Source organism: Pseudomonas cichorii, from assembly GCF_018343775.1.
GTDB classification, from domain to species: Bacteria; Pseudomonadota; Gammaproteobacteria; order Pseudomonadales; family Pseudomonadaceae; genus Aquipseudomonas; species Aquipseudomonas cichorii.
Genome location: NZ_CP074349.1, coordinates 4,064,412 through 4,085,721, shown reverse-complemented (window position 1 = coordinate 4,085,721; position 21,310 = coordinate 4,064,412). Strand labels below are relative to the sequence as shown.

The 21,310-nt window shown below is 58.6% G+C and carries 21 protein-coding genes; 20 read left to right on the top strand and 1 reads right to left on the bottom strand.

Features of this window, described 5'->3' with window-relative positions:
* Nucleotides 1–156 precede the first annotated feature (156 nt).
* The 7 genes from KGD89_RS17035 (at nucleotide 157) to KGD89_RS17005 (ending at nucleotide 7,788) form a co-directional block, all read left to right on the top strand.
* A complete protein-coding gene (locus KGD89_RS17035) occupies nucleotides 157–2,193 on the top strand; it encodes an NADPH-dependent 2,4-dienoyl-CoA reductase (protein WP_025260978.1) in 2,037 nt (678 codons plus the stop codon).
* Between the two features lie 479 nt (nucleotides 2,194–2,672).
* Entirely contained in the window at nucleotides 2,673–2,912 is a 240-nt protein-coding gene (locus KGD89_RS17030; protein WP_143008699.1) for a hypothetical protein, read from the top strand.
* 136 nt (nucleotides 2,913–3,048) lie between these two features.
* On the top strand, nucleotides 3,049–3,441 hold the full coding sequence (locus KGD89_RS17025; protein WP_074568962.1) for an S-type pyocin domain-containing protein: 393 nt from the start codon (nucleotides 3,049–3,051) through the stop codon (nucleotides 3,439–3,441).
* On the top strand, nucleotides 3,416–3,976 hold the full coding sequence (locus KGD89_RS26230; protein WP_338108984.1) for a bacteriocin immunity protein: 561 nt from the start codon (nucleotides 3,416–3,418) through the stop codon (nucleotides 3,974–3,976). Before KGD89_RS17025 ends, KGD89_RS26230 begins: the two co-directional genes overlap by 26 nt.
* Nucleotides 3,977–4,071: 95 nt before the next feature.
* A complete protein-coding gene (locus KGD89_RS17015; protein ID WP_025260976.1) occupies nucleotides 4,072–4,980 on the top strand; it encodes a 1-aminocyclopropane-1-carboxylate deaminase/D-cysteine desulfhydrase in 909 nt (302 codons plus the stop codon).
* A 104-nt stretch (nucleotides 4,981–5,084) separates the two neighbouring features.
* Nucleotides 5,085–6,419: an MFS transporter gene (locus KGD89_RS17010; protein WP_025260975.1), complete on the top strand. Its 1,335-nt coding sequence runs from the start codon at nucleotides 5,085–5,087 to the stop codon at nucleotides 6,417–6,419.
* Between the two features lie 160 nt (nucleotides 6,420–6,579).
* Nucleotides 6,580–7,788, top strand: coding sequence for an MFS transporter (locus KGD89_RS17005; protein ID WP_025260974.1), 1,209 nt, complete (start codon nucleotides 6,580–6,582; stop codon nucleotides 7,786–7,788).
* Here KGD89_RS17005 and KGD89_RS17000 read toward each other — a convergent pair whose 3' ends face one another.
* Nucleotides 7,789–8,772: a DUF1853 family protein gene (locus tag KGD89_RS17000; protein ID WP_025260973.1), complete on the bottom strand. Its 984-nt coding sequence runs from the start codon at nucleotides 8,770–8,772 to the stop codon at nucleotides 7,789–7,791.
* Nucleotides 8,773–8,937: 165 nt separating this feature from the next.
* Here KGD89_RS17000 and KGD89_RS16995 point away from each other — a divergent pair, with 165 nt between their 5' ends.
* The 13 genes from KGD89_RS16995 to KGD89_RS16935 all read left to right on the top strand — a co-directional run bounded on the left by KGD89_RS16995 (nucleotide 8,938) and on the right by KGD89_RS16935 (nucleotide 21,185).
* A complete protein-coding gene (locus KGD89_RS16995; protein WP_025260972.1) occupies nucleotides 8,938–9,828 on the top strand; it encodes an NAD(+) kinase in 891 nt (296 codons plus the stop codon).
* On the top strand, nucleotides 9,828–10,799 hold the full coding sequence (locus KGD89_RS16990) for a metallophosphoesterase (protein WP_025260971.1): 972 nt from the start codon (nucleotides 9,828–9,830) through the stop codon (nucleotides 10,797–10,799). The genes KGD89_RS16995 and KGD89_RS16990 overlap by 1 nt, the downstream gene beginning before the upstream one ends.
* A complete protein-coding gene (locus tag KGD89_RS16985; protein WP_025260970.1) occupies nucleotides 10,796–11,668 on the top strand; it encodes a rhomboid family intramembrane serine protease in 873 nt (290 codons plus the stop codon). The genes KGD89_RS16990 and KGD89_RS16985 overlap by 4 nt, the downstream gene beginning before the upstream one ends.
* A 28-nt stretch (nucleotides 11,669–11,696) precedes the next feature.
* Nucleotides 11,697–11,957, top strand: coding sequence for a YeaC family protein (locus KGD89_RS16980; RefSeq protein WP_025260969.1), 261 nt, complete (start codon nucleotides 11,697–11,699; stop codon nucleotides 11,955–11,957).
* Nucleotides 11,954–12,787, top strand: coding sequence for a DUF2797 domain-containing protein (locus KGD89_RS16975; RefSeq protein WP_025260968.1), 834 nt, complete (start codon nucleotides 11,954–11,956; stop codon nucleotides 12,785–12,787). Before KGD89_RS16980 ends, KGD89_RS16975 begins: the two co-directional genes overlap by 4 nt.
* Before the next feature lie 13 nt (nucleotides 12,788–12,800).
* Nucleotides 12,801–15,461, top strand: a complete 2,661-nt coding sequence (gene pepN / locus KGD89_RS16970) for an aminopeptidase N (protein ID WP_025260967.1) — start codon at nucleotides 12,801–12,803, stop codon at nucleotides 15,459–15,461.
* A 195-nt stretch (nucleotides 15,462–15,656) separates the two neighbouring features.
* On the top strand, nucleotides 15,657–16,310 hold the full coding sequence (locus tag KGD89_RS16965; RefSeq protein WP_025260966.1) for a YjfI family protein: 654 nt from the start codon (nucleotides 15,657–15,659) through the stop codon (nucleotides 16,308–16,310).
* Between the two features lie 26 nt (nucleotides 16,311–16,336).
* Nucleotides 16,337–17,044 carry a PspA/IM30 family protein gene (locus KGD89_RS16960; protein ID WP_025260965.1) on the top strand — a complete coding sequence of 236 codons (708 nt, stop codon included), beginning with the start codon at nucleotides 16,337–16,339 and terminating at the stop codon, nucleotides 17,042–17,044.
* Between the two features lie 88 nt (nucleotides 17,045–17,132).
* Nucleotides 17,133–18,158: an ion channel gene (locus KGD89_RS16955; protein ID WP_025260964.1), complete on the top strand. Its 1,026-nt coding sequence runs from the start codon at nucleotides 17,133–17,135 to the stop codon at nucleotides 18,156–18,158.
* On the top strand, nucleotides 18,155–18,808 hold the full coding sequence (locus KGD89_RS16950; protein WP_025260963.1) for a YjfK family protein: 654 nt from the start codon (nucleotides 18,155–18,157) through the stop codon (nucleotides 18,806–18,808). The genes KGD89_RS16955 and KGD89_RS16950 overlap by 4 nt, the downstream gene beginning before the upstream one ends.
* Before the next feature lie 13 nt (nucleotides 18,809–18,821).
* Nucleotides 18,822–19,247 (top strand): DUF350 domain-containing protein, encoded by a 426-nt coding sequence (locus KGD89_RS16945; protein ID WP_025260962.1) that lies wholly within the window; start codon nucleotides 18,822–18,824, stop codon nucleotides 19,245–19,247.
* A 27-nt stretch (nucleotides 19,248–19,274) separates the two neighbouring features.
* A complete protein-coding gene (locus KGD89_RS16940) occupies nucleotides 19,275–20,015 on the top strand; it encodes a DUF1190 domain-containing protein (RefSeq protein WP_025260961.1) in 741 nt (246 codons plus the stop codon).
* Nucleotides 20,016–20,027: 12 nt separating this feature from the next.
* A complete protein-coding gene (locus KGD89_RS16935) occupies nucleotides 20,028–21,185 on the top strand; it encodes a glutathionylspermidine synthase family protein (protein ID WP_025260960.1) in 1,158 nt (385 codons plus the stop codon).
* The last annotated feature ends 125 nt before the right edge of the window (nucleotides 21,186–21,310 follow it).

The following is a 21,310-nucleotide window of genomic DNA, read 5'->3' as shown; positions in this document are numbered from 1 at the left end:
ACGTTTGGATCAATAACTTGTCACTTTCGGTCATTGAGCGAGACGAAGCGGCTCTTTACTGTTTATGTCATGAACAGGCCGCACAATGAGCCTGCACTACAACAAGAGGGCACAGAGATGCCTTCGTTTTACGTGATGAAACCGATGGAGCGCCCCATGACCGCCACGAGCTATCCGCACCTGCTGGCCCCGCTGGACCTGGGTTTCACGACCCTGCGCAACAGGACCCTGATGGGCTCCATGCATACCGGCCTTGAAGAAAGGCCCGGAGGTTTCGAGCGCATGGCGGCGTACTTTGCCGAGCGCGCCCGGGGTGGCGTAGGGCTGATGGTCACCGGTGGTATCGCGCCGAACAAGGAAGGCGGTGTTTACAAGGGCGCTGCAAAACTGACCACGCCTGAAGAGGCCGAGCAACATCGCGTCGTCACTGAGGCGGTGCATGAGGCCGGTGGCAAGATCTGCCTGCAGATCCTGCATGCCGGGCGTTACGCCTACAGCCCCGATCAGGTCGCTCCCAGCGCCATCCAGGCACCGATCAACCCGTTCACGCCGCGAGAGCTGGACGAGGAAGGCATCGAAAAGCAGATCCGTGATTTCGTCACCTGTTCGACCCTGGCCCAAAGCGCTGGCTACGACGGCGTTGAAGTCATGGGCTCCGAAGGCTATTTCATCAACCAGTTCCTGGTCGCGCAGACCAACCACCGCACCGACCGCTGGGGTGGCAGCTACGAAAACCGCATGCGCCTGCCGGTGGAAATCGTGCGCCGGGTGCGTGAAGCCGTCGGGCCTGAGTTCATCATCATTTTTCGCCTTTCGATGCTGGATCTGGTGGAAGGTGGCAGCACCTGGGAAGAAATCGTGACCCTGGCCAAGGCCATCGAGCAGGCCGGTGCGACCATCATCAACACCGGGATTGGCTGGCATGAAGCACGCATCCCGACCATCGCGACCAAAGTGCCGCGTGGTGCCTTCAGCAAGGTCACGGCCAAGCTGCGCGGTGCCGTGAAGATCCCGCTGATCACCACCAACCGCATCAATACGCCCGAAATCGCCGAGCAGATTCTGGCCGAAGGCGATGCCGACATGGTGTCCATGGCCCGACCGTTTCTGGCTGACCCGGAGTTCGTCAACAAGGCTGCCGCTGGCCGTGCCGAGGAGATCAATACCTGCATCGGCTGCAACCAGGCCTGCCTGGACCACACCTTTGGCGGCAAACTCACCAGTTGTCTGGTCAACCCGCGTGCCTGCCATGAAACCGAACTCAATTACCTGCCAGTGCGGCAGGTCAAGAAAGTCGCAGTGGTGGGCGCGGGGCCTGCTGGCCTTGCTGCTGCCAGCGTGGCGGCAGAGCGCGGGCATCAGGTGACGCTGTTCGACTCGGCCAGTGAAATCGGCGGCCAGTTCAACATCGCCAAGCGCATACCGGGCAAGGAAGAGTTCTATGAAACCTTGCGCTACTTCAAGCACAAACTGAAAAACACCGGTGTCGAGTTGCGTCTTGAGACACGTGTTGCCGTGCAGGATCTGCTGGATGGCGGTTTCGACGAAGTGCTGCTTGCCACCGGCATCGCGCCTCGTACGCCTGCCATTCCCGGCATCGATCACCCCAAGGTACTGAGCTATCTGGACGTGATCCTGCAACGCAAGCCGGTGGGCCATAGCGTGGCAGTGATCGGTGCGGGCGGGATCGGGTTCGATGTGTCGGAGTTTCTGGTTCATCAGGGCGTCTCCACCAGCCAGGATCGTGATGCCTTCTGGAAGGAGTGGGGCATCGACACCAGCCTGCAGGCGCGTGGCGGTGTGGCAGGCATCAAGGCCGAGGTCCACGCTCCGGCGCGTCAGGTTTTCCTGTTGCAGCGCAAGGACACCAAGGTCGGCGATGGCCTGGGCAAGACCACCGGCTGGATACACCGCACCGGCCTGAAAAACAAACAGGTGCAAATGCTCAACAGTGTGCAGTACCTGAAAATCGACGATGCCGGCCTGCATATCCGTATTGGCGAGGGCGAAGAAAAACTGCTGCCAGTGGACAACGTCGTCATCTGTGCCGGCCAGGACCCGTTGCGCGAGTTGTATGACGGATTGGTCGCGGCGGGGCAGAGCGTCCATCTGATCGGCGGCGCGGATGTCGCTGCCGAGCTGGATGCCAAGCGGGCGATCGATCAGGGATCGCGACTGGCTGCGGCCTTGTAATTTTGAACTGAGCCATTCTTTTTAGTTGAAAGGGCGCGCAAGCGCCTTTTCTTTTTGGTGCGAAAATACTGTCTTGGCTTCGGGTGTTTCCTACGGCCAGTTGCGGCGTGTCTGATTTTGATTTTTCAAAAAATCAAACTTTATATTTGTGGTTCTTGCTTGCAATAAATTGTATTGATCTTGTTTTGATGTTGCTTTACATTTTTCTTGTGTGGTGTTTAAACGGATTTTGTTTGGTGGTCTTTTCTCTATTGGTCTGTTTAATTTTAATAACTGCATGGATGCATTTTTATACGTGCCTGAAGTCCTGTGTTCAGGGAGCTGGCCCGTTGTTTTAAGGATAATTAATGCCAAGGAAACAAATAACACTGCCGCCTATTTATAGTGGGGCGCAGCCTCCGACTGTGGATTTTAGTCTTGGACGCTCAACGGGAGCGTCAGCGCCCGCGATACCTGAAGCTATGCGGTTTGGACTTTTCATGTATCACACCCTCCTGGATTGGGAGAAAAGCTTTCAAACCAGTCTGGCTTTGCTTGATTCAGCTCTTGGTCAAGAACTCAGTGTCGCTCGTGGGGGCATTATTCAAGACACAAATACGATCGAAGGGATTCAGCGTGAGTTGATTTTGCGCGGACAGCTTATGGAAAAAAGAGAGCTGAAATCCAACAGGTTTCTTCGGAGGCGGAGCGATTTTATGGGACTGATCCATTGTCGTTGAGTCATAAGCAGCAAATGGATGTAGTTATCCGTCTTATGAACGGTCACCCCCGTCCCAGAGAACTTCATTGGTTTGCCCAAACTTCTCATGAAGCAGATTATAAGCGCCGTTTTGCACAGGAGTCACATCGAGAAACGTGCGGGTTGTCGCTGCGGTATATGATTCTGTACAGAATGTTTACTCGGCCTCGACGCCGGATATACCGTCCAAGACCCTGATCTGGACGCCAATAGCCGATCCAGGCAACAGTTCTAATGCACTACCTGTCGATACACCTCAAGTGTCAGTGTATAGCGGTGCCACATTGATACCTGTTGCTGGCAGGATTGACACCTATCCGGAACTCGATGATGTCGAGATCGGTGATTATGTTTTTATATTTTCTGCTGATTCTGGACTGTCTGCACTTTACGTGGTTTTCCAGAGTCCTGGAAATATGCCAGAAGTCGTGAGCGGAGAGGGGCAGACTGTTGCAGGTCACTGGTTAGGATCACTGGCAGAGGGTGAAGGAGCTCCTATACCGAAGTAAGCAGTTCAGTAATTTTTCACGCTTTAGAGAGGCCTTCTGGAAGCTGGTAGCGGAGGATGAACTCCTCGTAAGTCAGTTTTCTTCGGAAAATAAGGTACTGATGCAGAAGGGCTATGCTCCATATACTCCGAAGAAGCAAAGTGTCGGTGAAAGGAAGGTGTTTGAGATTCATTATGTAGATTTTATATCTAACGGAGGCGCTGTTTATGATTTGGATAATATGCGTATTCTTACCCCCGCACGTTATATTAAATTGCATTCGGAGGTGAAACATGGCGGAGTTGAAAGGCACTTAGAGGATGACTCCGAATTGGAGTTTATCCGTTTTGTGAGTGACATTTGTGCAGTCAATGCGATGAGTGAGGCTGAGCATGGGCGATGGGTTATCCATTTTGAGAATGTTACCGAGCATCCCGACGGGAGTGATCTTATCTATTACCCGCAGCCAGATGCAGACTCTTCTCCAGAAGGCATCGTGAATACCATCAAGCAGTGGCGAGCCGAAAACGGCAAGCCTGGGTTCAAGGTCGAGTGATCGGGATGTCTGCAAGTTGCTGAGTGTGGGGACCAAGGCCCAGCGGTATACAAAAGCTGTACACTTCGTCCCGTCCCCTCATTTCTGGTCTTTTCATGCTGGCCTCTGCACTGACCTGGCATCCTGCCGCCCCGCTCGAACTCCTGAACCTGCCCTGGTTGAAACGGGCAGGTATCGAAGTCGCAATCCTGCGACTGGACCTGATCGATCCCCTGATCAGCGGCAACAAGTGGTTCAAGCTCACCGAGCATCTGGCCTGTGCGGTTCAGTTGGGCGCGGCGGGTGTCATCAGCCTGGGTGGCGCTCATTCCAATCATCTGCATGCGCTGGCTGCGGCGGGCAGGCGTTTCGGTTTTCCCACGGTGGGCCTGTTGCGCGGCCATGAGCAGCAGACGCCTACGGTGCTTGATCTGCAAGCCTTCGGGATGCAATTGCACTGGCTGGGCTATGCCGGTTACCGCGCACGGCATGACGAGGGGTTCTGGTCGCCATGGCAGGCGCAGTATCCCGAGCTGTATCCGATCCCCGAAGGTGGAGGAGGCATGCCCGGCGCGCTGGGCTGTGCCCGATTGCTGGGCTTGATAAAACAGCCGTTGCAGTCCTTGGGCTGGGAGGATTATCACGCCTGGTGGCTGGCGGCGGGTACCGGAACCACTCTGGCCGGGCTGGTGTTGGCGGAGGCGGGCGCTCACCCGGTATATGGTGCGCTGGCGGTTCCGGATGATCATGGCGTTGCCCGCAATGTGTCGGCCTTGGTGGGCGTGCCTTCGGGATATCAATTGCTGGATGCCAGTCGCGGCGGATTTGCCAGAACCGATGCGCATCTGCTGGCGTTTATCGCCGGCAGTGAAGCGCAAAGCGGTATTCCGCTGGAGCCGCTCTACACCGGTAAAGCGCTGCTGGCCCTGCACCATGAAGTGGCAGCCGGGCGCTTCATTCCGGGCACTCGCCTGATTTTCGTTCACACCGGCGGCCTGCAAGGTCGGCGGGCAATGATGTCCTGAGGCCGGGCGTCGTCCCTGACTATGTGGATGACACTTTCAGAGTAAAGCCTTCCATTCACTGTCCTGATAATCGGTCCATTCCCCCATCAATGGCCGAGGTCAGCATGACAACTACCGTCGTAGAGCAGGTCGATCCTGCGACTTTGAGAAAGGTCATAGTGGCGGCCGCGCTGGGTAACTTTGTCGAATGGTTCGACTTTGCGGTCTATGGATTTCTCGCGACCACCATCGCTTTGCAGTTCTTCCCCAGTACCGACACCAGTGCTGCGTTGCTGAAAACCTTCGCGGTCTTTGCCGTTGCCTTCGCCTTCCGGCCTCTGGGCGGGATTTTCTTTGGAATGCTCGGTGACAGGATCGGTCGCAAGCGTACGCTGGCCATCACCATTCTGTTGATGGCGGGTGCCACGACCCTGATTGGTCTGTTGCCCACGTATGCGGCCATTGGTGTGACCGCTCCCATTCTGCTGACCATCATTCGCTGCGCCCAGGGTTTTTCGGCGGGCGGTGAATATGCCGGTGCCTGTGCCTATCTGATGGAGCACGCTCCGCAGGATCAGCGTGCCTGGTACGGCAGTTTTCTGCCGGTTTCGACCTTCTCGGCCTTTGCTGCCGCCGCCGTGGTGGCCTATGCGCTGGAGGCGTCATTGTCGGCGGAAACCATGGGTAGTTGGGGCTGGCGCCTGCCGTTTCTGATTGCGGCACCCCTGGGACTGGTCGGTGTGTACCTGCGCTGGAGGCTGGACGAAACCCCGGCGTTCCAGGCGGTGGCACAGGAACATGCGGTGGCCCATTCGCCACTCAGGGAAACCCTGCGCAACCATGGCGGGGCCATTTGCTGCCTGGGGGCGTTCATTTCCCTGACGGCGCTGTCGTTCTATATGTTCACCACTTACTTCGCGACCTACCTGCAAGTGGCCGGTGGCTTGAGTCGGGCCACGGCGTTGCTGGTGTCGTTGATCGCCTTGTTGTTTGCCGCTGCGATCTGTCCGCTGGCCGGTGCTTATTCCGACCGGGTCGGGCGACGCGCCACTGTGGTTACGGCCTGTGTCTTGCTGATGCTGGTGGTGTTTCCTTCTTTCCTGATGGCCAGTTCGGGATCGTTCGCGGCTTCGATTTTCGGGGTAATGCTGTTGGCTGTCGGCGCGGTATTGTGTGGCGTGGTCACGGCGGCGCTGCTTTCGGAAACCTTCCCGACTCGTACCCGATACACGGCCTCGGCCATCACCTACAACATGGCCTACACCCTGTTCGGTGGTACCGCGCCGTTGGTGGCGACCTGGTTGATCAGCACCACTGGCAGTAACCTGTCGCCAGCCTTTTATCTGATTGCGGTGGCGGCTCTGGCATTGGTGGGTGGCCTGGCGTTACCAGAGACTTCGAAGATTTCCCTGCATGACGTGGCAGGGCATCGAGAAACGGGCGACCTGGTTCACGAATGAACTCACTGTTGTCTGGAGTTCACGAAGCTCATCGCAAAAGAGCAATAAAAAATGGCACGGATGCCCTGAAAAATGGCAAATTGGCGACCCCGTCTCGATATGACACATTTTGTAATATCAGAATGAGGGTATTCCAAAACCATTTTTACGGATGAAATGTATGGCGATCAGCGCTCAGCCCGGCACTCCCGCGGCTTCGACGACTCCGCAGAGCAGCCCACTGGTGATGCGCATTATCGGCGCGGTTGCCCTGGCGCATTTGATCAACGACTTGATCCAGGCCATCCTGCCGTCGATCTACCCAATGCTCAAGGCCAGCTATGACTTGAGCTTCACCCAGATCGGGCTCATTACCCTGACCTTTCAGATCACGGCCTCGCTGCTGCAACCCTGGGTCGGCTATTACACCGACCGGCATCCCAACCCGCTGGTCCTGCCACTGGGTTCGATCTGTACCTTGATCGGTATTGTGATGATGTCGATGGTGGGCAGTTTTCCGCTGATCCTGTTGGCATCGGCGCTTATCGGCATCGGTTCATCGACCTTTCACCCTGAAGCTTCGCGTATTGCACGGCTGGCTTCCGGTGGGCGTTTCGGGCTGGCGCAATCGACCTTCCAGGTCGGCGGCAATACCGGTTCGGCGTTCGGCCCGTTGCTGGCGGCTGCGATCATCATTCCGTTCGGTCAGGGCAATGTGGCCTGGATCGGCCTGTTTGCCCTGTTTTCCCTGGGCTTGCTGTACGCCATCAGCCGTTGGTATCGGGCGCACCTGAACCTGTTCAAACTCAAGGCCGGTCAGGCGGCGACACACGGCCTGTCGAGACAGCGGGTGATTCTGTCTCTGGGCATTCTGGCGTTTCTGGTGTTTTCCAAGTTCTTCTACATGACCAGCCTCACCAGCTACTTCACGTTCTACCTGATCGAGAAGTTCGACCTGTCGGTGGCCAGCTCGCAACTGCATCTGTTCCTGTTCCTGGGCGCAGTGGCGGCGGGCACGTTCTTTGGCGGCCCGATTGGCGACAGGATTGGCCGCAAGAAAGTGATCTGGTTTTCGATTCTGGGCGCGGCACCTTTCACCCTGGCGCTGCCTTATGCCGATCTGTTCTGGACCAGCGTCCTGAGCGTCATTATCGGTTTCATCCTGGCGTCGGCGTTTTCCGCCATCGTTGTTTATGCGCAGGAGTTGGTGCCGGGCAATGTGGGCATGATCGCCGGTATCTTCTTTGGCCTGATGTTCGGCTTTGGCGGGATCGGCGCGGCGTTGCTGGGTTATCTGGCTGACAGCCACGGCATTCTGTACGTCTATAACCTGTGTTCGTACCTGCCGTTGCTCGGCATCCTGACCCTCTTCCTGCCCAAGACCAAGTGATCAGACCGGCGGTGTCGAAACGGCCACTGAACTGAGGGCGTTACTGGTGTCGGCCAGATTTGGCCACATGTCCGACACCAGAAACAGCCGCTCGGTTTCTTCCCACTCGCCCTGCGGGTTTTGATTCAGACGCACCAGCAGTTGCGCCGGAGCCAGCGGGTCGAGCCGGGTAAGCCAGTCCTGCAATTGCTCATGGCTCCAGGCCTGAGCGTAATGCGCCGGTGCCAGCCAGGCATGACGGGGCAAAGGTTGCCAGCGCCCCGTCGGACTTTGTTCGATGAACTCCTCCCAATCTCGTTGATGCAGCCAGCGCCCCTTGAGGTGCTGGCTATGGGCACCTGCGGGTGAGTGTGCCTGTCCCGGCCAGGGATAAAGCAGATAGCCACCCAGCCACAGCTCGGCAGTGAAGTCTTCGATACCCAGCGCCGACAGCGTAGCCCGGCTTTCCGGGCGTGCGGACATCGGCAGTTGATGCTGGCTCAGGTGGGTGAGCTTGCGGTCCAGCCGGTCATGGCACCCAGGGCCGAGCCATTGCGCCGCGTCGCTGCCGTCGCCGTCCTGCGGCCCGAGATAGAGTTTGATGGCCAGCTCCACGTGATGCACGCCATCGCGGTCGCGCAGCAGCATGTCCAGTTCGCCCAGAGTGTGACCTTCCAGACGAATCGGCAGGTTGGCGGCGATGATCTCTACACCCGGCGCATGATGCACCGCAAACTGCCAGAGCCGCTCGTAGTAAAGCCCCAGCCTGCGCGTCGCGCTGAGCGACAGCCAGTGTTCCAGCGGGGAACTGTCCCGATCCAGTTGATACAGGAAGTCTGCCAGTTGATCGGGGTGCTGTACCCAGTCGCTGCCGGTCAATGGATGACGTTGCGGCCATGGCGTTGCATCGAGCATGGGCGGCGCGAGGATGACCCAGGCCAGGTCGCGCACCTCTGGATGGCGCAACTGGCGAGGGAGGTCGATCAGGTCGGGAAATAGAGTCATGCACCGAGAATAGCCCCCATCCCCCCGTACAAGCGAATTCATTCGCGAAGTGAAGTACGGCCAAGGCCCCGCGCACGGTTTTAGAGTGCATACATTGCCGCTACCAGGCCCTTTCGCCCATAATCCCTTTCTTTGAAGCCGTATCGAACCCGCAGCAGGAGCCCCATGGAGCAATTTCGCAATATCGGCATCATCGGTCGTCTGGGCAGTGTCCAGGTGCTCGATACCGTTCGCCGACTCAAGAGATTCCTGTTGGACCGGCATCTGCACGTCATTCTGGAAGACACCATCGCTGAAGTGCTGCCCGGCCACGGTCTGCAGACCTCGTCGCGCAAGATGCTCGGCGAAGTGTGCGACATGGTCATTGTGGTGGGCGGCGATGGCAGCCTGTTGGGCGCGGCGCGGGCGCTGGCCAAGCACAATGTTCCGGTACTGGGCATCAACCGTGGCAGCCTGGGCTTTCTCACCGATATCCGTCCTGACGAGCTGGAAGTCAAAGTCGCTGAAGTGCTGGAAGGCCACTATCTGGTGGAAAACCGCTTCCTGCTTCAGGCCGAAGTCCGTCGCCATGGCGAGGCGATTGGTCAGGGCGATGCACTCAACGACGTGGTGCTGCACCCTGGTAAGTCCACGCGGATGATCGAGTTCGAGATCTATATCGATGGCCAGTTCGTCTGCAGCCAGAAGGCTGACGGCCTGATCGTCGCCACGCCGACCGGCTCGACCGCCTACGCGCTGTCGGCAGGCGGGCCGATCATGCACCCCAAGCTCGACGCCATCGTCATCGTGCCCATGTACCCGCACACGCTGTCCGGTCGGCCGATAGTGGTCGACGGCAACAGCGAGCTGAAAATCGTGGTGTCCAAGGACATGACCATCTATCCCCAGGTGTCCTGTGATGGCCAGAACCATTTCACCTGCGCTCCGGGCGATACCATTACCGTCAGCAAGAAATCCCAGAAACTGCGCCTGATTCATCCGCTGGATCACAACTATTACGAAGTCTGCCGCACCAAGCTCGGCTGGGGCAGCAGACTCGGCGCCGGAGGAGACTGATGCTTGATCCTGCGCGTGGCTACGATCTGATCGGTGACGTGCACGGTTGTGCTCATACCCTTGAGCACTTGCTGGAGTTGCTCGGTTACCGTTTCCAGGCGGGCGTCTGGCGTCACCCTGAACGCAAGGTGATTTTCCTGGGCGATATCATTGACCGCGGCCCGCGGATTCGCGAAGCGCTGCATATCGTGCGCGATATGGTCCAGGCAGGTCAGGCTTATTGCATCATGGGCAACCATGAGTTCAATGCGCTGGGCTGGGTGACACCGGCCCTGCCCGAAGGCAGCCAGCGCTTCGTGCGTGAGCACACGCCGCGTCATGCGCGACTGATCGGCGAAACGCTGGCGCAGTTCGAGCAGTATCCGGCGGAGTGGAACGAATTTGTCCAGTGGTTCTACGAGCTGCCACTGTACATTGATGCTGGCCGTTTCCGCGTGGTTCATGCCTGCTGGGACCCAAGCCTGATCGAGCCGCTGCGTGGTCTGCACGGCAATGGCTGCATCGACAAGCATTTCGTCCAGGCTTCGGCGGTGCCCGGCAGTTTTGCCAGTGGCGTTTTCAACCGTCTGTTGCGCGGCACTGACATGCGGCTGCCCCATGGCTTGACCCTGACCGGTGGCGATGGCCTGTCCCGTGCCTTCTTCCGCACCAAATTCTGGGAAGACGACCCACAGACTTATGGCGACGTGGTGTTCCAGCCCGACGCCTTGCCTGAAGGCGTGGCCAAGACGCCGTTGTCCACTTCGGAAAAGAACGCTCTGCTGCGCTATGGCATCGACGAGCCATTGCTGTTTGTTGGCCATTACTGGCGCAGCGGCATACCGGCTCCGATCCGTCCCAACCTGGCCTGCCTGGATTACAGTGCCGTGCTCTACGGCAAGCTGGTCGCGTACCGACTGGATCAGGAAACACAGATCGATCCAGGCAAATTCGTCTGGGTCGATGTGCAGCGTCCCGAGGTTTCACAATGAACCCCGTTGCCGTTCTGCGATTGCCCTTGAGCACCGATCTGACAGGCTTCATCAGCTTTCTTCAGCGTTTGGGCGTTCCTCATCGGGTCAGCGAAGAGGCGGGTGAGCAAGTGCTCTGGGTACCGGATGTCGGGCAACTGGCCGAAGAAGTGCGCGCGCTGTACGCACGCTTTCCGGAGGGTGACGACACTTATGAGTTCCCACCGGGCGCCGCTTTGACCGAAGTGAAACGTCCAGGCTTCGCTCAACAGTTGCGCAACAGCCCGATGACCGCCCTGGTGCTGCTGGCGACCCTGATCGTTGCCGGGCTCACCTTGTTGGGGGATGACCTCGATACTGTGCGCTGGCTGACGTTCCTGGACTTTCAGGTCCAGGGCGAATACGCGATGTTCACGCCCCTTGCCGACAGTCTGGCAGCAGGGGAGTGGTGGCGGATCTTTACCCCGATGCTGATCCACTTCGGCATTCTGCATCTGTCCATGAACGGCCTGTGGTACTGGGAGCTGGGACGACGTATCGAACTGCGCCAGGGGCGCTGGCACCTGCTGGGTCTGACGTTGCTGTTCGCCGCGTTCTCCAACTCTGTCCAATATGTTTTTGGTGGCCCGAGCCTGTTTGGCGGGTTGTCGGGTGTTCTTTACGGGTTACTGGGGCATTGCTGGATTTTCCAGTGGCTGGCGCCCAACCCGATCTATCGCATGCCTCGTGGCGTGCTGATCATGATGCTGGTCTGGCTGGTGCTCTGCCTGTCCGGGCTGGTGAGCCTGCTGGGTTTTGGAGATATCGCCAACGGTGCCCATGTCGGTGGCCTGATCGTTGGTTGTTTTACAGGTCTTGTGGGTGGTGCCATTGCCCGCCGCAGAGCCTAGAATTACCCCCTATTTTCTGGAGTACGGCATGTCCTCTTTTGTTGAAATGATTGAAAACATCACCCCGGACATCTATGAGAGCCTGAAGCTGGCCGTGGAAATCGGCAAGTGGTCCGATGGCCGCAAGCTCACTCAGGAGCAGCGCGAGTTGTCCTTGCAGGCGTTGATCGCCTGGGAAGCGCAGAACCTGCCGGAAGACCAGCGCATTGGTTACATGGGCCCGCAGGAATGTGCGTCCAAGTCCGAGCCTGTGGCCAATATCCTGTTCAAGTCGGATGCTATCCATTGATCGAGATTGGTCGCGGAGCAGTCAACAAAATGTCGGCGCGTCAGGATGATGCGTCGTTCGTGCAATATGCGTTTCGGCTGGGCGATGAGGAAATCCCCGTCAACCCGCTGATCGGCAAGACGGTGCGCCTGGAGTACCTGGGTACCATCCATTGCAGCCATTGCGGTCGCAAGACCAAATCCAGCTACAGTCAGGGCTATTGCTACCCGTGCATGCTCAAGCTGGCCCAGTGCGACGTATGCATCATGAGCCCGGAGAAGTGCCATCACGAGCACGGCACCTGCCGGGACCCGTCCTGGGGCGAGCAGTTCTGCATGACCGACCATATCGTCTATCTCGCCAATTCATCGGGCGTGAAAGTCGGTATCACCCGGGCCACCCAGTTGCCGACCCGCTGGCTGGATCAGGGGGCGAGCCAGGCTCTGCCGATCCTGCGTGTGGCGACCCGGCAGCAGTCCGGTTTCGTCGAAGACCTGCTGCGCAGTCAGGTTGCGGACCGTACCAACTGGCGTGCCTTGCTCAAGGGCGATGCCCAGCCTGTGGATCTCAAGGCCATTCGCCAGGAACTGTTCGACAGTTGCGCTGCCGGATTACAGGCGTTGCAAGGCCGATTCGGCCTGCAGGCCATCCAGTTGCTGCATTACGCCGAACCTGTGGAGTTTCGGTATCCGGTCGAGGCGTATCCGACCAAGATCGTCAGCTTCAACCTGGACAAGAACCCCATTGCCGAGGGCACGCTGCTGGGGATCAAGGGCCAATACCTGATTTTCGATACCGGCGTGATCAATATTCGCAAGTACACGGCCTATCAACTGGCCGTGCATCAGTAATAAGGACTCCAGTATGCGTACTGAACAACCGAAAATGATTTACCTGAAAGACTATCAGGCGCCTGAGTACCTCATTGACGAAACGCATCTGACATTCGAGTTGTTCGACGACCATTCTCTGGTGCACGCACAACTGGTCATGCGTCGTAACCCGGAACGTGGCGCTGGCTTGCCGCCGCTGGTGCTGGACGGTCAGCTTCTGGAACTCGTGTCGCTGCAACTGGACGATGTCGAGCTGAGTCCTGCCGATTACGAGCTGACGCCCGACCACCTGACATTGCATCCCAAGGCTGAGCGTTTCACGGTCGACAGCACCGTGCGCATTCACCCGGAAACCAACACCGCGCTGGAAGGCTTGTACAAGTCCAGCGGCATGTTCTGTACCCAGTGCGAGGCCGAAGGCTTCCGCAAGATCACCTATTACCTCGACCGCCCGGACGTGATGAGCAAGTTCACCACGACCCTGAGCGCCGACAAGCATGATTTCCCGGTGCTGCTGTCCAACGGCAACCCGATTGCCAGCGGCCAGGAAGACGACGGTCGGCACTGGGCGACCTGGGAAGACCCGTTCATGAAACCGGCTTACCTGTTTGCGCTGGTAGCCGGTGACCTGTGGTGTGTCGAAGATACGTTCACCACCATGAGCGAACGGGTTGTGACCCTGCGCATCTATGTCGAGCCGGAAAACATCGACAAGTGCCAGCACGCCATGGACAGCCTCAAGAAGTCCATGCGCTGGGACGAAGAAACCTACGGTCGCGAGTACGACCTGGATATCTTCATGATCGTGGCCGTGAACGACTTCAACATGGGCGCCATGGAGAACAAGGGCCTCAACATCTTCAACTCCAGTGCCGTGCTGGCCCGTGCCGAAACCGCGACCGATGCCGCTCACCAGCGGGTCGAGGCGATTGTGGCCCACGAATACTTCCACAACTGGTCGGGCAACCGTGTGACCTGCCGCGACTGGTTCCAGCTGTCGCTCAAAGAAGGCTTCACGGTGTTCCGCGACTCCGGTTTCTCGGCGGACATGAACTCGGCCACGGTCAAGCGCATCCAGGATGTCGCTTACCTGCGCACTCACCAGTTCGCCGAAGATGCTGGCCCCATGGCCCATGCCGTGCGTCCGGACAGCTTTATCGAGATTTCCAACTTCTACACCCTGACCGTCTACGAAAAGGGCTCCGAAGTCGTGGGCATGATCCACACCCTGCTGGGCGCCGAAGGCTTCCGCAAGGGCAGTGACCTGTACTTCGAGCGCCACGATGGCCAGGCCGTGACCTGTGACGATTTCATCAAGGCCATGGAAGACGCCAATGGCGTTGACCTGACCCAGTTCAAGCGCTGGTACAGCCAGGCCGGTACACCGCGTCTTGCTGTCAGCGAGTCCTACGACAGCGCGGCGCGCACCTACAGCCTGACTTTCCGCCAGAGCTGCCCGCAAACGCCGGACAAACAGGAAAAGCTGCCGTTCGTGATCCCGGTCGCGCTGGGCCTGCTGGACAAACAGGGTGGCGAGATTGCCTTGCGCCTGTCCGGTGAAGCATCGGCCAGCGGCACTCCCCGCGTGCTGTCGGTGACTGAAGCCGAGCAGACCTTTACCTTTGTCGATATCGCCGAAAAACCGCTGCCGTCCCTGCTGCGTGGTTTCTCGGCGCCGGTCAAGCTCAGCTTCCCTTACGACCGCGACCAGTTGATGTTCCTGATGCAGCACGACAGCGATGGCTTCAATCGCTGGGAGGCAGGTCAGCAACTGTCAGTGCAAGTGCTGCAGGAGTTGATCGCCCAGCATCAGCAAGGTCAGCCACTGGTCATGGATCAGCGTCTGGTGACGGCATTGGGCACCGTACTGGCGGACGAGCAACTGGATCAGGCCATGGTCGCCGAGATGTTGTCGCTGCCGGGCGAGGCGTACCTCACTGAAATCAGCGACGTGGCGGATGTCGATGCCATTCATGGGGCCCGCGAGTTTGCGCGTCAGCAGATTGCCGACAGCCTGTTCGATGCGCTGTGGTCGCGTTATCAGGCCAATCGCAGCCTGTCGAAAACCACGCCTTACATCGCCGAAGCCGAGCATTTTGCCCGTCGCAGCCTGCAGAACATTGCGCTGTCGTACCTGATGCTCAGCGCCAGGCCGCAGGTTCTTGAGGCCGCCATCGAGCAGTTCGATGCCGCCGACAACATGACCGAACGCCTGACAGCCCTGGCGGTGCTGGTCAACTCGCCATTTACCGAAGAACGCGCCAAGGCTCTGGCCGTGTTTGCCGAAAACTTCAAAGGCAACCCGCTGGTCATGGATCAGTGGTTCAGCGTCCAGGCGGGCAGCACCCAGCCGGGTGGACTGCAACGGGTCAAGGAGCTGATGCAGCATCCGGCGTTCAACATCAAGAACCCCAACAAGGTCCGTGCCCTGATCGGTGCTTTCGCCGGCCAGAACCTGATCAACTTCCATGCGGCGGATGGCTCCGGCTATCGCTTCCTGGCGGATCTGGTGATCGAACTCAATGGCTTCAACCCGCAGATCGCTTCTCGCCAACTGGCACCGCTGACCCGCTGGCGCAAGTACGACAGCGCCCGTCAGGCGTTGATGAAGGCCGAGCTTGAGCGCATTCGCAGCTCCGGCGAGCTGTCTTCGGATGTGTTCGAAGTGGTGAGCAAAAGTCTGGCGGTTTAAGAGCTGATGCGGCATTGAATGCGTCATTCGCACGCTGGGAAAAAGGTGCTGTTCGCGGTTGCGGACAGCACCTTTTTCAAGTCTGGGATCGAGTGGTTCCTGATCCGGAAAAATATCACATGTGATACGTATCCATCCTTGATGGCATCTGCTACGTTGCGCACCTGATCCAAGGTGAAACACAGGGGAACGCCAGTGCCTCGTAAAACCAAAGGCGACAGTTCAGCACTCCCGGCCAAGGTGTCAAAGAGTTCTACCGATTACATGCGTGAAATGCGTCTGCGACTCAAGGAAGCGGGTCTGGTCAAGCGTGAGTTCTGGATCCGCCCTGAAAACGTCGATGCGCTGCGCGGCATCGAAAAAGCGCTAAGGCAGCCCTTTCTGGGCGAGAGAATCAAATTGGAGGATTTCATGACCGAGAACACCCACTGGACCATCAGCTCCCTGCAGAAGTCTCTGGCCGAACTGGACCTGGTCACTCAAGGTGAAATTGAGCTGGCCGTGACCGAAGGTGCCGAGGCCGGCATCCGGTTGACCATGAAAGGCTATGGCGACCTGCCAATCTACATTGCGGTGGCGGGCGACCAGATCCTGGCCGATGCCACGCTGATCGAGGTCAGCAGCATCAAGGACGTGGCCGCGTTCAATAATGTCGTCCTGCGCAGCCGTGACCTGTTTCCGCTGTCGTCGGTGGGTATCGAAACCCTGGCTGACGACCAGGAAGTCTACTGCCTGTTTGGCGCACTGAGCGCTGCATCGTCCCTAACGGTGATTGTTCAGGAAATCTTTACCCTCGCGGACAACGTGATCCGTGCGGCCGAAGCTTTCGAAGATCATTTCATCCGCTGAACAGCCCTGTCAGGAGGAAAGAATTCATGACCACAAGTATCTGGAAAAAACTGGTGACTGCCGTTCGTGGCGGTGCTTCCGAAGTCGGCGAGTCGATTGTCGATGCCAATGCCATCCGCATTCTGGACCAGGAAATCCGTGACGCCGAAAGCGCGCTGGTCAAGGCCCGCGACGGCCTGATCACCATCAAGGCCAAGCACAAGCTGTCCGCTCAGCGCCTTGAAGAACACGCCACCAGCATCGCCAACTGGGAAGGCCGTGCCTTGCAGGCGCTGAACAAGGGGGAGGAGTCCCTGGCTGTGGAGTGCGCGGCCAAGATTGCGGAAATCGAAGCCCAGCGCGATCAGGAACAGGAACTGGCCGAGCAGTTCAACAAGCAGGTCAACTTGCTGCAGGACCAGGTGCTCAAGGCCGAGTCGCGAATCAAGGCTCTCAAGCAGCAGGTCGAAATGGCCAAGGCGCGTGAAACCGTGCAAAAAGCGCGGGTCGCAACGGCCAATGCCACCGGTGGTGCCAGCGGCGCGGTGGAAAATGCGGTGAGTTCTCTGGCACGCCTGAAACAGCGTCAGGATGAACAGGACGCCAAGCTGGAAGCGGCTGAAGAACTGGCCAGCCAGTCCAGCGGCAGCGACCTTGAGCGCCGCCTGCAAGACGCCGGCATCGGTGCCAAGAATGGCGGTGCCGAAGATGTGCTGGCACGCCTGAAAGCCCGTAATCAGACACCGGCCCAGTAAGTCGTCTGGAAGGGATGGCCAACCAAGGCCATCCCGTGCCTTTGCCGGGGCTGTATGGAAGTGAACGCTGACTCAAGGATTTGAATGGATGACCCTGTTTCTGTTGCTTCGGCGTCACGTATCGGTGTTCTTCGACCGGTTCGGCTGGGCTGGCATCGGTATGTTGCTGGTCGTGCATTATTCCGTTTCATGGGTGTTGCTGACCCTGGCCGGTGAGGAACATCTGCTCCAGGGCGTCGATTTCACCTATTTCTACCTGACCACTGCCACCACGGTCGGCTACGGCGATCTGTCGCCCAAATCCGGCTGGGGCAAGGTCATCACCACCACCTGGATCATGCTGGGCGGTATCGCCTTGCTGACCGCGGTGATCGGCAAGGCATCGACTTCGGTCGGCGATATCTGGAGACGAAATATGAAGGGACAGGGCGATTGCTCTGCACTCAAGGGCCACACGGTTCTGGTGGGCTGGGATGGCGAGTCCAGTGAACGCATCGTCGAACTGCTCGATCAGGACGCCTCGACCAGCCGTGGCGGGCTGGTGATCTGCGACTCGATCATCGCGGAAAACCCCATGCCGGGCCGGGCATCGTTCATCAAGGGCGATTCCCTGGATTCACCGGCGCTGTTGATCCGTGCCGGTGTCATCGGTGCCCAGCGGATTCTGGTGCATACCCAGTCCGACAGCCTGACCCTGGCCATTGTGCTGACGCTCAAGAGCCTGGGACCATCGGGCCATGTCGTGGCTCACTTCAATAATTCCGAACGGGCGGCGCTGGCCAGAACCTATGCCCCCGAACTGGAATGCACGTCGAACATGGCTATCGAAATGCTGGTTCGTTCCTCTCAGGACCCGGGCTCCAGCAGCGTGATCAACGAACTGCTGTGCATCGGCCAGGGCGCCACGCAATTCCGTCATGTGCTGCCTGCCGGTTTCACTTCCTCCTGCGGCGAGCTGTATGTGCGCCTGCGCCAGGAATTCAATGCCACGCTGATCGGCTATCGCTCGTCTGCCAGCGGGCAGTTCGAGATCAATCCAGCCAATGATGTGTCCATTCGCGGCGGGGAAATTTTCTACATCGCTTCCAGCCGATTGCAGGGAGATGCGCTATGAGTTGGTTCAAACGTGCCATGGGACTGGAGGCGCCCAAGTCGTCCGGTAACGCCAGCGGCTCGACCAGCCCTCTTGGCCTGGCGTCGGGGCGCATGCTGTGCCTGGATTCTTCGCTGAAAATGCTGCTCGACGGTCACTCCGAAGTGGTGTTGCCGGGCGATGAAAAGGTCTGGGCCGTGGGCCGTATCGACTTGGGCCAGTCGATGTCCATCCATCGTTTCTATCTGGATAACGAGGATTATTTTCTGCAGGTGGTCAGCAACGGCCCCCATCCTGAAGATATTCAGGACATCATTCTCTTCGGCTATTACAGTGCCTCGCCCATTGCCAGCAAGGATGAATTGCTGCGCCTGACCGGTCCGTCCTCGAACATCGGCCTGCCGACCTATGAGCACGACGGCGAAGTGTTCGAGCGCCAGTGGGGGACCGAAACCGGTCAGACCGAGCTGACGCCCATGGACGAAGATGTGAGCAGCCCCGACGGGGGCTATCGCATCAAGCACCTGAGCATGCTGTACGCCCGGGAAACGGGTTTGATCAATCGTCGGGAATTTCTGCTGTTTTCGGTAGAGGAAGACGAAGAAGGTGCCATAACCCTGACAACGGCGGTTGGCGTAACGCTGCAATCCACTGATATCAACGTTCTATGACAAGGAAATCCCCATGATCGACGCGCTGCGTATGTCGCTCAACGCCACTGCCGTGTTTGGTTTCATCATGTACATCCTGGTGGCGGCGATTCTGTTCGCCCTGTTCCAGTTCATCTACAGCAGGGTCACGCCTCACAAAGAGTTTGCCCTGATCCGCGAGAACAATGTCGCGGCAGCCCTGGCGCTGGGCGGCTCGCTGATCGGTTTTGCGCTGCCGGCCAGCAACATCATCACGTACAGCGTCGGCATTCTGGACGTGATCGTCTGGGTGGTGATCGCGGCGGTGGTGCAACTGCTGGCGTTCGGGGTCACCAGTCTGGTGCTCAAGGGCCTTTCGGCGCGTATTGCCCGTGGCGAGACGGCAGCGGCCATCTACTCGGCCAGTGTCGCGATCAGCGTCGGTCTGCTCAACGCGGCCTGCATGACCCCTTCGGTCTGACAGCGGCGACGGTCAAGGAGACTCACGATGAGACGCAGTCCAGCAAAACTTGTGCTTGCCAGCACGCTTCCCCTCGCTCTTTCCGGATGTGGTTCACCGGACGACACCTCGAATTTCACTGCCCAGGCCAACTTCAAGACCGTTCAGGAGTGTGTCGAGTCCAAAGTGCCCGTCGATGTGTGCTCGGATGCCTATATGCAGGCCTTGTCCGATCATCGGCGTATTGCACCCACTTACGATGACAAGGCTTCCTGCGATGCCGACTTCGTGCCGGATTACTGTCAGGTCACATCTGACGGCAAGTACATGCCGAAAATGGGCGGGTTCGAGCTGGGTTTCTCCGGCAATGTCCCCAAGGAAGCCCTGGACAGGGCCAACCAGGAAGTTGCCCAGTCAGCGCCTGCTGGCATGAGCGGCACCAGTGGCCTGTTGACCGGGTTGCTGATCGGTAACCTGCTCAGCAACGGTTTTGGCAATCAGCGCTACTACTCGCAGCCCGTTTATCAGACTCGCGATGATCGTGGCGGGTATTACGTCTCTACCTTGCCTGGCCAGATAGACAGGGGCAAAACCTTCAGCCGGTCCACCCAGGCCAGGTACAGCCCTGACAAGAGCTACAGCAAGAGTACGCTGGGACGCAGCCTTGGCAGTTCCGGTTCCGGTTCGTCGGTGTCTTCGACGATTTCGCGTGGCGGCTTCGGCAGTCAGGCTTCGGCGCGCAGTGGCTGGGGCGGGAAGAGCAGCGGCGGCAGCAGTTTCGGCGGTTGAGGAAAGCGGCCCATGAAAAAGATCAGCATCCAGGAGCGCCCGGACTGGCGAAGCACCGCAGAGCGTGAGGGGTTCAACTTTCACACGATCGATGGCGAACGCTATTGGGATGAGCGCGGGTATTACCTGTTCACCGAGCAGCAGGTCACCCGCGATCTTGAAGCGCCGACCCAGGAGCTTCACCAGATGTGCCTGGATGCGGTGTCGCGGATCGTGGACAGCGAAGAACTGCTGGAGCAACTGGCGATTCCCGAGGCGTTCTTCGACCTGATCCGCAGCTCATGGAAGCAGGGACACCCGCATCTCTACGGGCGTTTCGACTTTGCCTACGATGGCACCGGCCCGGCGAAGATGTACGAAATCAATGCCGATACGCCCACCAGCCTGATGGAAGCCGGGGCATTTCAGCTGCTCTGGCTCGAAGAGCAGATGGCGCGGGGCGTGTTGCCGGCTCACGCGACTCAGTTCAACTCCATTGCAGAAGACGTTGTGCGGGCCTTTGCCGAGTTTCCGCGCACCAGCCCGTTCTACTTTTCGTCGATGTCCGGTTCGGTGGAAGACCGGGGCACCACGGATTTTCTGCGCCGCATGGCGGCCCATGTCGGCATCGATGCACGGCATATCGATATCGAAGATATCGGGCTCACCGACGAAGGGCGTTTCGTGGACATGGAAGGGCGCTGGATCGAGCGGCTTTTCAAGTTGCATGCCTGGGAGCATATCTTTCACGAACCGTTTGGCCAGCACGTGGCGGCCAGTGGCACCCAGTTCGTCGAGCCAGCCTGGAAGTCGATCCTGAGCAACAAGGGTATATTGCCGTTTTTGTGGCAGTTCAACGAAGGCCATCCGAACCTGCTGCCTGCCCATATCGACCGCAACCCCGAAAAGCCTGTCCCCAAAGGCTGGGTGCGCAAACCGTATTTCTCCCGCGAGGGCGCCAATATCGAGATGCGCACACCGGGCGATCAGGTCATTGCCGTCGACGGGCCGTACACTGATGCGCCCTATATCCTGCAAGCCTATTCGCCACTGCCGAAATTCGACGACAGCTACACCCTGATCGGCTCCTGGGTGATCGGTGACCTGGCCTCGGGAATCGGCATTCGTGAAGACGAGAGCCTGATTACCAAGGACACCAGCCGGTTTTTGCCTCATGTCGTGATTGATTGAGGCCCGACCGGCGCTTAACAAAAGATAACGAGTTGTCGATTGTCACGGATTTGAAAAGCCGACTAGGATGTGACTGCTTCCAAAAGGGTAAGGCTAGAGCGTTCCGGCCTACAGAAAACACCTGA